Origin of the sequence: Catellatospora methionotrophica, from assembly GCF_011297335.1 — a bacterium.
Taxonomy (GTDB): domain Bacteria; phylum Actinomycetota; class Actinomycetes; order Mycobacteriales; family Micromonosporaceae; genus Catellatospora; species Catellatospora methionotrophica.
In genome coordinates this window covers 204314-216325 of sequence record NZ_JAAOTJ010000011.1, presented here as the reverse complement: position 1 = coordinate 216325, position 12012 = coordinate 204314, and the positions used below count along the sequence as shown (strand labels likewise).

The window sequence follows — 12012 nt, the reverse complement described above, 5'->3', positions numbered from 1 at the left end:
CTTCGCTGATCCACTGGGCGATGATCGGCACCATGAGCAGGCGGTTGACCGGTGAAGCTGTCCCGTCTTGGCGCGATCCCGCACCCAAAACGGATACAACCTCACCGATCTGAACCAGTCACCCTCTTAAAGACTTGCGGCCTCAGATGCGCTCTGAGGCCGCAAGTCTTTAAGAGTTGCGCCAGGTGAGGGGGGCTTGGGCGGCGCAGGGGTGGGGTGGGGTTAGGGGCGGATGTGGCCTTCGCCGGTGATGACGTATTTGGTGCTGGTCAGTTCGGGTAGGCCCATGGGGCCGCGGGCGTGGAGTTTCTGGGTGGAGATGCCGATCTCCGCGCCGAAGCCGAGTTCGCCGCCGTCGACGAAGCGGGTCGAGGCGTTGACCAGGACTGCGGCGGCGTCGACCTGGGCGGCGAAGCGGTTCGCGGCGGGCAGTGAGGACGTGATGATCGCCTCGGAGTGGCCGGAGCCGTGCCGCCGGATGTGCGCGACCGCCTCGTCCAGCGACGGCACCACGCGCGCGGACAGCTCCAGGGCCAGGTACTCGGTGTCCCAGTCGGCCTCGGTGGCGGGCACGACGTCGTCGGCGTACGCGGCGACCTCGGGGGAGCCGTGCACCGTCACGCCGTGCTCGCGCAGCGCGGCCAGGGCCACGGGCAGGAACGCGTCCGCGACCGCCGCGTGCACCAGCAGCGATTCGGCCGCGTTACACACCGAGGGCCGCTGCACCTTCGCGTTGAGCAGGATGGTCAGCGCCATGTCCAGGTCGGCGGACTCGTCGACGTAGAGGTGGCAGTTGCCGACGCCGGTCTCGATCACCGGCACCGAGGACTCCTCGACGACGGTGCGGATCAGCGATGCCCCGCCGCGCGGGATCAGCACGTCGACCAGGCCGCGGGCGCGCATCAGCTCCTTGACCGTGTCGCGGGTGGTCGCGTCGACCAGCTGCACCGCGTCGGCGGGCAGTCCGGCCGCGAGCAGCGCGTCGCGCAGTACGGCGACGATCGCAGCGTTGGAGCGGGCCGCCGAGCCGGAGCCGCGCAGCAGCACCGCGTTGCCCGACTTGAGGGTCAGCCCGGCGGCGTCGGCGGTGACGTTGGGACGGGCCTCGTAGATGATGCCGACCACGCCGAACGGCACCCGTAGCTGGCGCACCTGCAGGCCGTTGGGCAGCGTGCCGCCGCGGACGACCTCGCCGACCGGGTCCGGCAGGCCCGCGATCTGGCGCAGGCCGTCGGCCATCCCGGCCAGCCGGGACGCGTCGAGCGCGAGCCGGTCCACGGTCGACTCGGGGGTGCCCTGCTCGCGCGCCGTCGCGACGTCCAGGCCGTTGGCCTCCAGGATCTCGGGGGTACGCGCCGTGAGCGCGTCGGCCATCGCCACCAGCCCGGCGTCCTTGGCCCTGCGCGAGGCCGTGGCCAGCACCTGTGCCGCCTCGCGGGCTCGTGTCGCCTGCTCGATGACGCTCATGTCGTTTCCAGCCTTCCAGTGAGTGCCCGGCTTCGCATGACCACAGCTCAGCCAGCAGGCAGTGTTAAGAAGGTGCCCTTCCACCACGCACAGCGTTAGGAAGGTGCCCTTCCTTAGAGGAGGACGAGGTCGTCGCGGTGGATGACCTCGCGTTCGTAGGCGGGGCCGAGGGTGGCGGCCAGTTCGCCGGTGGAGCGGCCGAGGAGGCCGGGGAGTTCGAGGGCGTCGTAGTTGACCAGGCCGCGGGCTACCGGGTGACCGGTGACGTCGACGAGGTCGACGGGGTCGCCGGCGGTGAAGGCGCCGTCGACGCGGGTGATGCCGGCCGGGAGCAGGGAGGCGCGGCGGTCCACGACGGCGGTGACCGCGCCCGCGTCCAGGTGCAGGCGGCCGCGGGCCGTGGTGGCGTGGGCGAGCCAGTGCAGTCGGGCGGTCGCGCGTACGCCCGCGGCGTGGAACAGCGTGCCCACCGCCTCGCCGGACAGGGCGGCGGCGGCCAGCGGGGCAGCGGTCAGCACCACCGGGATGCCCGCGTCGGTCGCGATGCGGGCCGCCTCGACCTTGGTGACCATGCCGCCGGTGCCCAGCCCGCTGCCGACGCCGCCGACCGACACCTCGGCGAGCTGCGCGAAGTCGGTGACCTCGTCGACCTTCCGCGATCCGGGAGCCGACGGGTGGCCGGTGTAGAGCGCGTCGACGTCCGACAGCAGCACCAGCAGGTCGGCCTGGACGAGCGCGGCGACCAGCGCGGCGAGCCGGTCGTTGTCGCCGAACCGGATCTCCTCGGTGGCCACGGTGTCGTTCTCGTTGATGATCGGCACAGCCTGCATGTCGAGCAGTTTGCGCAGCGTACGGTGCGCGTTGCGGTAGTGCGCCCGCCGCGTCACGTCATCGACGGTCAGCAGCACCTGCCCCACGGTCCGCCCGTGCCGCCCGAACTCCTCGGTGTACGCGTGCATCAGCCGCCCCTGGCCCACGCTCGCCGCCGCCTGCTGGGTGGCCAGGTCGCGTGGCCGCCGCGTCAACCCCAGCGGCGCCAGCCCCGCCGCGATCGCCCCCGACGACACCAGCACCACCTCCCGTCGCCGCTCCCCGTCCACGCTGCACAGGGCCCCGACGAGCCCCGCCAGCCGCTCCGGATCCAGCCCACCGGTGGCGGTCGTCAACGACGACGACCCCACCTTCACCACGACCCGCCGAGCCCGGGTGACCACACCACGCATCCGCCCATTCCACCACCCGCACCGCTCCTGCTCGCGCACCCATCTCACCTGCTGGCGCGCCCTACCGCGTTGATCATGAACGGGTGGACGTGCTCGACGGCGTGTCACCGCCCCGGGGCCGTGGTCAACTAGCCTGACCCGCATGACGCCGGAGGAGTACACCGAAGCGGTGCTGCGGATGGTCGAGCGGATTCCCTCCGGCCGGGTGATGACCTACGGTGCGATCGCCGACGCCCTGGCGGACGAGTCGGGGCGCAACTCGGCCCGCCGCGTCGGCACGATCATGGCCCGGCACGGCGGCGGGGTGCCCTGGCACCGGGTCGTCGGCGCGGGCGGCCGCCTGCCCCCCGGCCACGAGAACGAGGCCCGCCGCCGCCTGACCGCCGAGGGCGTCCCCTTCCGCGGCGACCGCGTCGCCCCCACCGCGATCAACTGACCGCGGCCCACCCGCGGCAAGGTCAACCCAGGAGGCGGGCGGTGCCGCCGCGGCGGGGGTCGCCGGAGGCGCCGGTGGTGCCGATGGCGGAGACGCCTCCGAAGTAGTGGCTGCGGGCGGCCCAGCGGTTGACGGTATAGCCGGAGTCGGCGAGGGCCATCTCCTCGGGGACGGGGAAGTGGGGCTCGACGTGGACGACGTCGTCTACGGGATGCAGGCGGGGGGCGCGTACGGCGTCGCGGGTGGGCAGGTCGTCGATCAGCACGCCGACCAGGGTGCGCAGCAGGGCCGAGCGGATCCGGGAGGCTCCGGCGGAGCCGATGGCCAGCCGGAGCGCGCCGCCGGGGCCGAGCACCACGAGCGGGCACATCATCGAGGCCAGGCGCTCGCCGGGGGCCAGCTCGCCGGAGTACAGCTCGCCCTCACCGAGCATCGAGTTGAGGTGCACGCCCAGGCCGGGCAGCCAGACACCGGAGCCCAGGCCGAGCGTGGTGGTGATGACGCAGGCGTTGCCCGCGTCGTCGACGGCGGTGACGTTGGTGGTGTCGCCGAGCCGGTCGTCGGGGCCGCGTACGTCGAGCGCGTCGGCCAGCACCACGGCGCGTTCGGGGTGGGGCAGGTCCGCGAGGTCGGGGGGCAGCGCGCGCAGGGTCTGCACGGTGCGGTTGAGGTCGGCCCGGCCGAGCACGGTGCTCCCGCCCAGCTCGGCGCTGTTCACGGCTCGTTCGAGCACCTGGTACGCGGACAGGTCGAGTGGCCCGAGCGCCCCGCCGTCGGCGCGTACCGACTCCACGACCGCCGCGCCGAGCTTGCCCGTGTAGCAGGTGCCGGGGCCGTCGGCGGCGAGGATGTCGAGCGCGTCGGCCAGCCCGGCATGGAACAGCCGGTCCCCGCCCTGCAGCAGGCGGCCGCCGGGGGCGTACGCGGAGCCGCCCTGGCCGGGCAGCATGGCCTCGATCAGGGAGGGCAGCGTGACCGCGTGCGCCACCGGCATGGCCACTCCGGCGCGGGCCAGCTCGGCGGCGGGTGCGACGACATCGGCCCAGGACAGGGCACCCCAACGTGAGTGAATCTCGCCACATCCGGCGGGTAGGCCGGGCACCGCGACCGACGCGCCGCCGATCTCGTAGGGCAGCGGCACCTCACCGAACCGGACGGCGATCGGTCTCATGGGCTCAGCCTTACGATCCCCATCCAGGCCGGGCATCGCGACGAAGAAATCAAGGCAGGTGACCCGCCCCGTCGAAGCTTCGAAGTACGTGGCGTATCCGCCGCCGCCCAGGCCCGTGAAGATCGTCTCAGCCACGCAGGCGGCCAGCGTCGCGGCGACCGCCGCGTCGGCGGCCGTTCCGCCCATCCGCAGTACCCGAAGGCCTACATCAGCGGTGGCCGGATGGCCCGCTGCCACACCGGCAGGTACCAGCATTCACTCGCCTCCCGTACCATCCGCGCTCATGACATCCAGTGTGGAGGTGATGGAGGCCCCGGACGAAGCGCTTCCCACTCGTGTGCGAGTCGGATATTCGCTCGGCTCCCTGGTGACCGGTGCTTTCGGCACCGTCCCTGGCCTGTTGCTGCTGCCGTACCTGACCGACACCCTAGGTGTCGCGGCTGGCCTGGCGGGCCTGCTGGTGCTGCTGCCCAAGGCCTGGGACGTCATGCTCAACCCCGTGGTGGGCCGCATCTCGGACCGCACCCAGACGCGCTGGGGTGCCCGCCGCCCCTACCTGCTCTTCGCCGGCCTCGGCATGGCCGTGCTGTTCGCGCTGCTGTTCATGGCGCCGTTCGGCGACGGCGGCCAGGCGGGCCTGTACGTCGCGGTGATGTTCCTGCTGACGGCCACCGCGTTCGCGTTCTTCCAGGTGCCCTACGTGGCCATGCCCGCCGAGATGACCAGCTCCTACTCCGAGCGCACCCGGCTGATGACCTGGCGGGTCGCGCTGCTGGCCACCTCGATCCTGGTGTCCGGCGCGATGGCTCCGATCATCCGCGACGCGATGGGCGGCGGCCTGCCCGGCTACCGCTGGATGGCGCTGTTCGTCGCGACGATCATGGTGGCGGGCACGCTGATCGTGTTCGTGAGCACCCGCTCCGCCCCGACCGGCGCGATCACCGCGAGCGAGCCGTCGCTGCGCGCCCAGCTCAAGGTCGTCGCCGCCAACCGGCCGTTCCGGGTGCTGGTGGCCTGCTTCGTGGCCCAGTCGACCGGAGTGGCCTGCATGCTCGGCGGCGTCGAGTACTTCGCCAAGCACGTGCTCGGCGACGCGGGCACCACCACCGCGCTGTTCGTGGTCGTGGTCAGCCCGGCCCTGTTCGTGATGCCGCTGTGGCGGCGCGTCGGCGAGCGCCTGGGCAAGCTCAAGGGCTACGTGGTCGCCTCGATCACGCTCACCGTGGCGACGCTCGGGCTGTCGGCCGCCCCGCTGCTGCCGCACTGGGCGATCTACTCGATCATCGCGCTGATGGGCTTCGGCTACGCCGGGCAGCAGCTGTTCGGCCTGTCGATGCTGCCCGACTGCATCGCGTACGACACCGCGCGCACCGGCAAGCGGCAGGCGGGCGTGTTCACCGGCGTGTGGACGGCGGGGGAGACCCTGGGTCTGGCGCTCGGGCCGTTCATCTTCGGCGTCGTGCTCCAGCTGTTCGGCTACATCTCCACCACCGCAGGTGAGACGGTCGCGCAGAGCGATCTGGCGAAGACGGGAGTACTGCTCGGGTTCACCGTGGTGCCGGGTCTTATCGTGGGCATCGCGCTGGTGCTGCTGCGGGGGTACGACCTCGGTGGCGACCCGGCGGTCAACGACCTCGCCGACCCGCTGCCCGAGGTGGCTCCGGCCAGGTAGCTCCACGTTGTGTCATGACCTCAGGGGAGGGTGCACGCCACATGTTCGTGCAGCAGGTTCAGCGGTTCCACCAGCTCATCCTCGGCCAGGACGTGAACTCCGCGCTGGCCGCGGTGGCACCGCTGGTGCAGGCGGCCCGCCTGGCCCCGGCGCACGAGCTGACCCCGGCGGTGACCCATCTGGCCCCGGCCATCGGGGCGGCGCCGATCCCGTTCGTCGCGGCCACCGCGGCCACGGCCGCCGGTGCGCTGGTCGAGCTCGGCGGGTCACCCGGCCCGCTGACCAGGATCGTGCTGGAGCGCCTGGGCAGTGCGCTGACCGGCACCCACGCGTTCATCGACGCCTGGATGGCGTACGGCGGCGGACGGTCGCTGCCCGAGCGCACCCAGCTGGACATCACCATGGCGACCGGCCTGCTGGCCGCACAGCTCGGTCCGGACCGGGCGATGCCGCTGGTCGCGGCGTGGCGCGACGCGCCGCACTGGGCGCTGGCCGCGGTGGCATGCCTGCACCACGCCGAGGCGCGGGCGCAGCTCGGCGACCGGGCCGCGTGGACCGCGCAGGTCGACCCGCTGCACTCGGCCGCCCCCGCGTTCATGCGGCTCATCCTGGCGCTGCGCATCGTCGACGAGCACCTGCTGGTGCTGCACCGGCCGACCCGGCGCGGGGCGATGGTGTACATCAGCGGCGTCGCCGACAACTTCCAGCTGCAGACCCTGCTGGCCGACGCGCTGATCGGGGCGGGCCTGGTGCAGGGCAAGCGGCCCGACGCACGCTGGGTCAGCGCGTTCCAGCACGGGCCCGACGGCACCGTGCTGGAGCACGTGGACGACAGCTTCCACCTCACCGACGCGACCGGCGCGACCATGCGCAACGAGGCCGGTCCGGCCGACATCGCGGTGGTCAGCGGCTCGCGCATCCTGGTGCTCGACGACGCCCGCTACAGCCGGCACTGGCGGCCGGGACGGCGTTTCCCGATCACCGCGCAGGTGCGCGTCGACCGCATCCTGACCCAGGAAGAGGTCGAGGCGTGGTTGGGCTACGTCCCGCCCACCGCGGCGGTCTAGGCTGACGCGTATGGCCCTGCCCTCGGTGCTCGGAGATCCGATCAAGTTCGTGCTGAACTGGGGTCGGCGCTACTCGCTGTGGGTGTTCAACTTCGGGCTGGCCTGCTGCGCGATCGAGTTCATCGCCAGCAGCATGGGGCGGCACGACTTCATGCGGCTGGGCGTCATCCCGTTCGCGCACGGCCCCCGCCAGGCCGACCTGATGGTCGTGTCGGGCACGGTCACCGACAAGATGGCCCCGGCCATCAAGCGGCTGTACGACCAGATGCCCGAGCCCAAGTACGTCATCTCCTTCGGCGCGTGCAGCAACTGCGGCGGGCCCTACTGGGACTCGTACTCGGTGACCAAGGGCGTGGACCAGATCATCCCGGTGGACGTGTACGTGCCCGGCTGCCCGCCGCGGCCCGAAGCACTGCTGCACGGCATCCTGCGCCTGCAGGAGAAGATCGCCGCGGAGCAGTCCGGCTTCGGCGGCGTACACCGCCCGGACCCGGCCGCGCTGACCGCCCCGATCGTGGCACCACCGGCCTGACCTGTCAGGTTTGTGCCGCGCCCGGTTGCGATCACGGGTTAGCGTCCACACCATGACGCGTTCCGAACAGATCCTGGACGTGCTGGTCACCGAGTTCGGCCCGCTGATGAGGGCCGAGCCCGCCGCGTTCCGGCGAAAGTTCCGCAAGATGGCGTCCAGCGCGTTCGCGTTCTACCGCGGCAGCGCCGCGCTGTTCTACGCCGACATGAACGGGCAGTACGCCGACGACACCTTCCTGACCCCGCAGACCAGCCGGGTGTGGATCCACGGCGACCTGCACGCGGAGAACTTCGGCACCTACATGAACGCCGAGGGCGTGCTGGTCTTCAACGTCAACGACTTCGACGAGGCGTACGTCGGCCCGTTCCTGTGGGACCTGCGGCGGCTGTGCGCCAGCATCGCGCTGCTCGGCTACGCCAAGGCGCTGTCGGACGAGACCATCGGCTACCTGATCCAGGACTTCGCCGCGTCGTACCTGGCCGAGCTGCGGGCCATCGCGCTCGGCGGCGACGACGCCATCGGCTCGCTGACCCTGTCCACCACCACCGGCCCGCTGCACCGGGTGCTCCAGCAGGCCCGCCTCAACACGCGGGTCGACCTGCTGCAGGGCATGACCGTCATCGACCGGTACGAGCGCCGCTTCGCCGAACGCGACGGCGTCTACCAGATCGACGCGCCGACCAGGGCCGCCGTCGAGGAGGCGTTCCGCGGCTACCTCGGCACGCTGAACCCGTACCACGCGCACAACGGCCACACCGGGATCGAGCGCACCATCAAGGACGTGGTGCTGCGCAAGGGCGTGGGCATCGGCTCGGCCGGGCTGCCGTCGTACAGCCTGCTACTGGAGGGGCACACCCAGGCGCTGGAGAACGACGTCGTCGTCTACATGAAGCAGGCGCAGACCCCGGCGGTCGCCCGGCACATCGACGACGCCCGGGTGCGCGGCTACTTCGTGCACCAGGGCCACCGCACCGCCGAGTCGCAGCGGGCCCTGCAGGCAGCCGCCGACGCGTGGCTGGGCTACACCGCGCTGGACGGGGTCGGTCAGCTGGTCGCCGAAGTGTCGCCGTACGCCGCCGACCTGGACTGGTCCGACGTCAACGAACCCGACGAACTGGTCAGCGTGGTGCGTGAGCTGGGCCGGGCGGTGGCCCGCATGCACTCGGTCGCCGACGACGAGTCCAGCCACGACCTGGTCGACTTCTCCACCGAGGAGGCGATCGTGGCCGAACTCGACCGCGACGAGACCGGGTTCGTCGGCGGCCTGGTCGCGTTCGCGCACGCGTACGGCGCCCAGGCCCGCGGCGACCACCAGCTCTTCGTCGACCTGTTCCGCAACGGCGCGATCCCGGGCGTATGACGGCGCGGGCTCAGCAGCCCGGCTGCGGCACCAGGTAGTGGCGCAGGAAGACGCCGGTGGTGCGGCCCGGCGCCCACGACGGCAGGTCCAGGTGCTCGCCTCGGGGGAACGTGTCGGGCAGGGTGGGGAGGCTGCCGAAGGAGAAGTAGCGGTCGCCGGTGCAGCCGTACTCACTCCACAGCCGGCCGGTCCGGGTCGGCGACGCGGCGGTGAGCACGAAGTCGCCACCGCTGGTGTACATCTGGGTCTCCGCGTCATACGTGCGGTAGGCCGCCCAGCTCACGTGGATCTGCCAGCCCTCGCAGAGCCGGTCCAGGTCGGCCGGGGCGATGCTGAACGTCATCGTGGCGGGTGCGGGCGTCGTCGCGTTGGTGATCTGCGGGATCACGAGGTCCACGCAGGCGGGCTCCGGCGGCGGTGAGGGCGACGGGGACGGACTCGGGCTCGGGCTGGGATCCGGGTTCGCCACCGGCTGCCCGGTCGGCCGTGGCGTGCCGCTGGGCAGCGCCCCGGGTGACGGCGTGGCGCCTGCGCCCGTCGAGGGCGTGAGCACCGGCGACGGCGTGGTCGTCGGCGTCGGTGCGGGCCAGGACGGCGAGGCGGACGGGTCGGCGGTGGGTCCCGTGGACGGGGTCGGCAGCAGCGGCGGCACCGGCGACGTGGACTGCGGGATGAGGTTCGTGCCGAGCACGAGGGCCAGCGTGAGCACCACGGCCAGCCCGGACACCCGGGTGACCCGGCGGCGTCGCAGGGTGCGCCGGGCGGCTTCGTGGCCCGGCGGGCGCACGTACGGCGACGCGGCCCGGCTGGCGTCGGCGAGCAGGCGGCGCAGGTCGTCAGACACGGTCGACCTCCTCCGGGGCCAGCTCGGACAGCCGGTCGGCGAGGGTGGTCCGGGCTCGGTGCAGCCAGGACTTGACCGTTCCCTCGGCCACGCCGATCATCGCAGCGATCTCCGCGATCGGCAGATCCTCCAGATAGTGCAGGATCACCGCCTGCCGTTGGCGGGTGGGCAGGTCGGAAAGTGCCGTGACGATGGCCACCCGGTCAGGTTCCGGACCCGGCGAGAGCTCCTCGCGGTGCCCCCGGGAGGCCAGCTCGAAGCCGCGCCGCACCCGCCGCCAGCGGCTGGTCGCGATGTTCCAGGCGACCCGGCGCACCCACGCGGCGGGCTCGTCGTACGTGGACACCGTCGACCATCGCGACAGTGCCCGGATCATGGCTTCCTGCACCACGTCCTGGGCCTCGGGCAGATCCCCGGTGTACACGTACAGCGCGGCGGCGAGCTTCTGGAACGACGCGCTGTAGAACTCCGCGAATTCGCGGTGTTCGTTCACGGGCAGCTCCAGAGGTGTCGGAAATCCGCCGCAGCATAGCGGGTGCGATCAACACTGCTGTAGTGCCATCGGGGCAGCCGTGGCCGGTGAGGTGGGGCGTGGCGGGCCGTCGCGGGCATAGGATGCCGGGCATGACGCCGGAGGAGATCGGAGCGCGCCTGGCCGGGTCCGTGGCAGGCGCGGAGGCGGGCGTGTCGGGCGGCGGCCCGTACGCGCGCGCGGTCGTCGACGTGCCCACCGGATCCTGGCTGCCCGCGCTGACCGCCGCGCGCGACGAGCTGGGCTGCGACTTCTTCGACTGGCTGTCGGCCGTGGACGAGCTGGCAGCGGGCTACGACGTCGTCGCGCACGTGTGGTCGACGGCCGAGCGGCACGGGGTGCTGCTGCGCACCCGGGTGCCGGTGGACGGGGCCACGCTGGAGTCCGCCGTCGGCGTGTACCCGGGCGCGGCCTGGCACGAGCGGGAGACGTACGAGATGTTCGGCATCGGCTTCCCCGGCCCGCTGGAACCGCTGCTGCTGCCGCCCGAGTTCGAGGGCCACCCGCTGCGCAAGAGCTTCGTGCTGGCCAGCCGGGTCGCCAAGCCGTGGCCGGGAGCCAAGGAACCGGGCGAGTCCGAGACCGGCTCCAAGCGCCAGGCCATCCGCCCGCCGGGCGTGCCCGCGCCGGGGGAGTGGGGGCCGACGGCATGAGCGAGCGAGGCGAGCGAATCAGGCGTTCTCTGGGCCATGTCGGCGCGCAGCGGAGCGGAGCGACGGCATGACCTGGGAAGTGGTGTTGAGGGTCGGGCTGGTGGCGGTGGCGTTCCTGACGCTGCCGCTGATCGTCGGGCAGACCGAGCACAAGGTGATGGCGCACATGCAGGCCCGGCTGGGTCCGATGTACGCGGGCGCGTTCCACGGCTGGGCGCAGCTGATCGCCGACGGCGTCAAGTTCGCGCAGAAGGAGGACGTGACCCCGCGTGCCGCGGACGGTCCCGTGTTCCGGCTCGCGCCCGCCGTGGCGCTACTGCCGTACCTGCTGGTGCTGCTGGTCATCCCGCTCGGGCCGGGTGACCTGGTCGGGCAGCAGCTCGACGTGGGGCTGTTCTTCGTGCTGGCCGTGGTCGGCGTCGGCGTGGTCGCGGTGCTGATGGCGGCGTGGGCCTCGGCGAACAAGTACTCGCTGCTCGGCGGCCTGCGGGCGGCGGCGCAGCTGCTCGGGTACGAGCTGCCGTTCGTGCTGTCGGCGGCCAGCGTCGCGATGGCCGCGGGCACCCTCAGCCTGCCCGGCATCGTGGCCGCCTGGCAGCCCTGGTGGCTGCTGTGGCAGCTGCCCGCGACGATCGTCTTCTTCGTGTCGGGGCTGGCTGAGATCCGCCGCCCCCCGTTCGACATGCCGATCGCCGACTCCGAACTGGTCTTCGGCTACATGACCGAGTACACCGGCCTGCGCTTCGCGTTCTTCCTGCTCGCCGAGTACGTCGGCATCGTGGTGATCTCGTCGCTGACCGCGGCGCTGTTCCTCGGCGGCTGGCACGGCCCGTGGGCCGAGTCGGTGGGCTGGCTGTGGATGCTGCTCAAGACCGGCGCGGTGGCGTTCGTCGTGATCTGGCTGCGGGTCGCCTGGCCCCGGCTGCGCGAGGACCAGCTCCAGCGCCTGTGCTGGCTGGTCCTGGTGCCCCTGGCGCTGGCCCAGCTGGTGCTGACCGCCGGCGTGCGCGTGGCGCTGAGCTGACGGCGCTCGCGTGCCGACCCCCTACACGGCA

General features: G+C 72.3%; 12 protein-coding genes. 7 read left to right on the top strand and 5 right to left on the bottom strand.

All coding sequences use genetic code 11. From position 1 onward, the window contains the following. Nucleotides 1-222 precede the first annotated feature (222 nt). Together HAV40_RS24155 and proB are read right to left on the bottom strand one after the other, a co-directional pair. Nucleotides 223-1518, bottom strand: coding sequence for a glutamate-5-semialdehyde dehydrogenase (locus HAV40_RS24155; RefSeq protein ID WP_275413450.1), 1296 nt, complete (start codon nt 1516-1518; stop codon nt 223-225). Between the two features lie 62 nt (nt 1519-1580). Continuing rightward, the gene (gene proB / locus HAV40_RS24150) at nt 1581-2690 is read right to left on the bottom strand and encodes a glutamate 5-kinase (protein ID WP_166384947.1); all 1110 of its coding nucleotides are present in this window, start codon (nt 2688-2690) and stop codon (nt 1581-1583) included. Nucleotides 2691-2832: 142 nt separating this feature from the next. Between proB and HAV40_RS24145 the strand changes: the two genes are divergently transcribed. Then, nucleotides 2833-3126 carry an MGMT family protein gene (locus tag HAV40_RS24145; protein ID WP_166384946.1) on the top strand — a complete coding sequence of 98 codons (294 nt, stop codon included), beginning with the start codon at nt 2833-2835 and terminating at the stop codon, nt 3124-3126. A gap of 22 nt (nt 3127-3148) precedes the next feature. Here the strand turns inward: HAV40_RS24145 and HAV40_RS24140 are convergent, their stop codons facing one another. Then, complete coding sequence (locus HAV40_RS24140) at nt 3149-4483, bottom strand: gamma-glutamyltransferase (RefSeq protein WP_308441001.1); 1335 nt, start codon at nt 4481-4483, stop codon at nt 3149-3151. Nucleotides 4484-4580: 97 nt separating this feature from the next. On the opposite strand from HAV40_RS24140, the gene HAV40_RS24135 reads away from it, so the two are divergent. From HAV40_RS24135 to HAV40_RS24120, 4 genes are read left to right on the top strand one after another with little or no spacing between them, the layout of a single operon-like run. After that, entirely contained in the window at nt 4581-5969 is a 1389-nt protein-coding gene (locus HAV40_RS24135; protein WP_166384944.1) for an MFS transporter, read from the top strand. A 41-nt stretch (nt 5970-6010) separates the two neighbouring features. Then, on the top strand, nt 6011-7036 hold the full coding sequence (locus HAV40_RS24130) for a hypothetical protein (protein WP_166384943.1): 1026 nt from the start codon (nt 6011-6013) through the stop codon (nt 7034-7036). 10 nt (nt 7037-7046) lie between these two features. Then, nucleotides 7047-7568: an NADH-quinone oxidoreductase subunit B gene (locus HAV40_RS24125; RefSeq protein WP_166384942.1), complete on the top strand. Its 522-nt coding sequence runs from the start codon at nt 7047-7049 to the stop codon at nt 7566-7568. Between the two features lie 52 nt (nt 7569-7620). After that, nucleotides 7621-8928: a DUF2252 domain-containing protein gene (locus HAV40_RS24120; protein ID WP_166384941.1), complete on the top strand. Its 1308-nt coding sequence runs from the start codon at nt 7621-7623 to the stop codon at nt 8926-8928. 10 nt (nt 8929-8938) lie between these two features. Here the strand turns inward: HAV40_RS24120 and HAV40_RS24115 are convergent, their stop codons facing one another. Together HAV40_RS24115 and HAV40_RS24110 are read right to left on the bottom strand one after the other, a co-directional pair. Continuing rightward, on the bottom strand, nt 8939-9772 hold the full coding sequence (locus HAV40_RS24115; RefSeq protein ID WP_166384939.1) for a hypothetical protein: 834 nt from the start codon (nt 9770-9772) through the stop codon (nt 8939-8941). Next, nucleotides 9765-10265: a SigE family RNA polymerase sigma factor gene (locus tag HAV40_RS24110; protein ID WP_239085911.1), complete on the bottom strand. Its 501-nt coding sequence runs from the start codon at nt 10263-10265 to the stop codon at nt 9765-9767. The genes HAV40_RS24115 and HAV40_RS24110 overlap by 8 nt, the downstream gene beginning before the upstream one ends. A gap of 131 nt (nt 10266-10396) precedes the next feature. On the opposite strand from HAV40_RS24110, the gene HAV40_RS24105 reads away from it, so the two are divergent. After that, entirely contained in the window at nt 10397-10957 is a 561-nt protein-coding gene (locus HAV40_RS24105) for an NADH-quinone oxidoreductase subunit C (protein ID WP_166384937.1), read from the top strand. Between the two features lie 67 nt (nt 10958-11024). Beyond that, nucleotides 11025-11981, top strand: a complete 957-nt coding sequence (locus tag HAV40_RS24100; protein ID WP_166384935.1) for a complex I subunit 1/NuoH family protein — start codon at nt 11025-11027, stop codon at nt 11979-11981. Nucleotides 11982-12012: the final 31 nt, after the last annotated feature.

What these genes read in the sequence shown, in the direction of transcription:
- HAV40_RS24135 (WP_166384944.1), top strand. Translation starts at nt 4,581, where the DNA reads ATGACATCCAGTGTGGAGGTGATGGAGGCCCCGGACGAAGCGCTTCCC.
- HAV40_RS24140 (WP_308441001.1), bottom strand. Translation starts at nt 4,483, where the DNA reads ATGGGCGGAACGGCCGCCGACGCGGCGGTCGCCGCGACGCTGGCCGCC.
- HAV40_RS24145 (WP_166384946.1), top strand. Translation starts at nt 2,833, where the DNA reads ATGACGCCGGAGGAGTACACCGAAGCGGTGCTGCGGATGGTCGAGCGG.
- HAV40_RS24100 (WP_166384935.1), top strand. Translation starts at nt 11,025, where the DNA reads ATGACCTGGGAAGTGGTGTTGAGGGTCGGGCTGGTGGCGGTGGCGTTC.
- HAV40_RS24125 (WP_166384942.1), top strand. Translation starts at nt 7,047, where the DNA reads ATGGCCCTGCCCTCGGTGCTCGGAGATCCGATCAAGTTCGTGCTGAAC.
- HAV40_RS24120 (WP_166384941.1), top strand. Translation starts at nt 7,621, where the DNA reads ATGACGCGTTCCGAACAGATCCTGGACGTGCTGGTCACCGAGTTCGGC.
- proB (WP_166384947.1), bottom strand. Translation starts at nt 2,690, where the DNA reads ATGCGTGGTGTGGTCACCCGGGCTCGGCGGGTCGTGGTGAAGGTGGGG.
- HAV40_RS24105 (WP_166384937.1), top strand. Translation starts at nt 10,397, where the DNA reads ATGACGCCGGAGGAGATCGGAGCGCGCCTGGCCGGGTCCGTGGCAGGC.
- HAV40_RS24130 (WP_166384943.1), top strand. Translation starts at nt 6,011, where the DNA reads ATGTTCGTGCAGCAGGTTCAGCGGTTCCACCAGCTCATCCTCGGCCAG.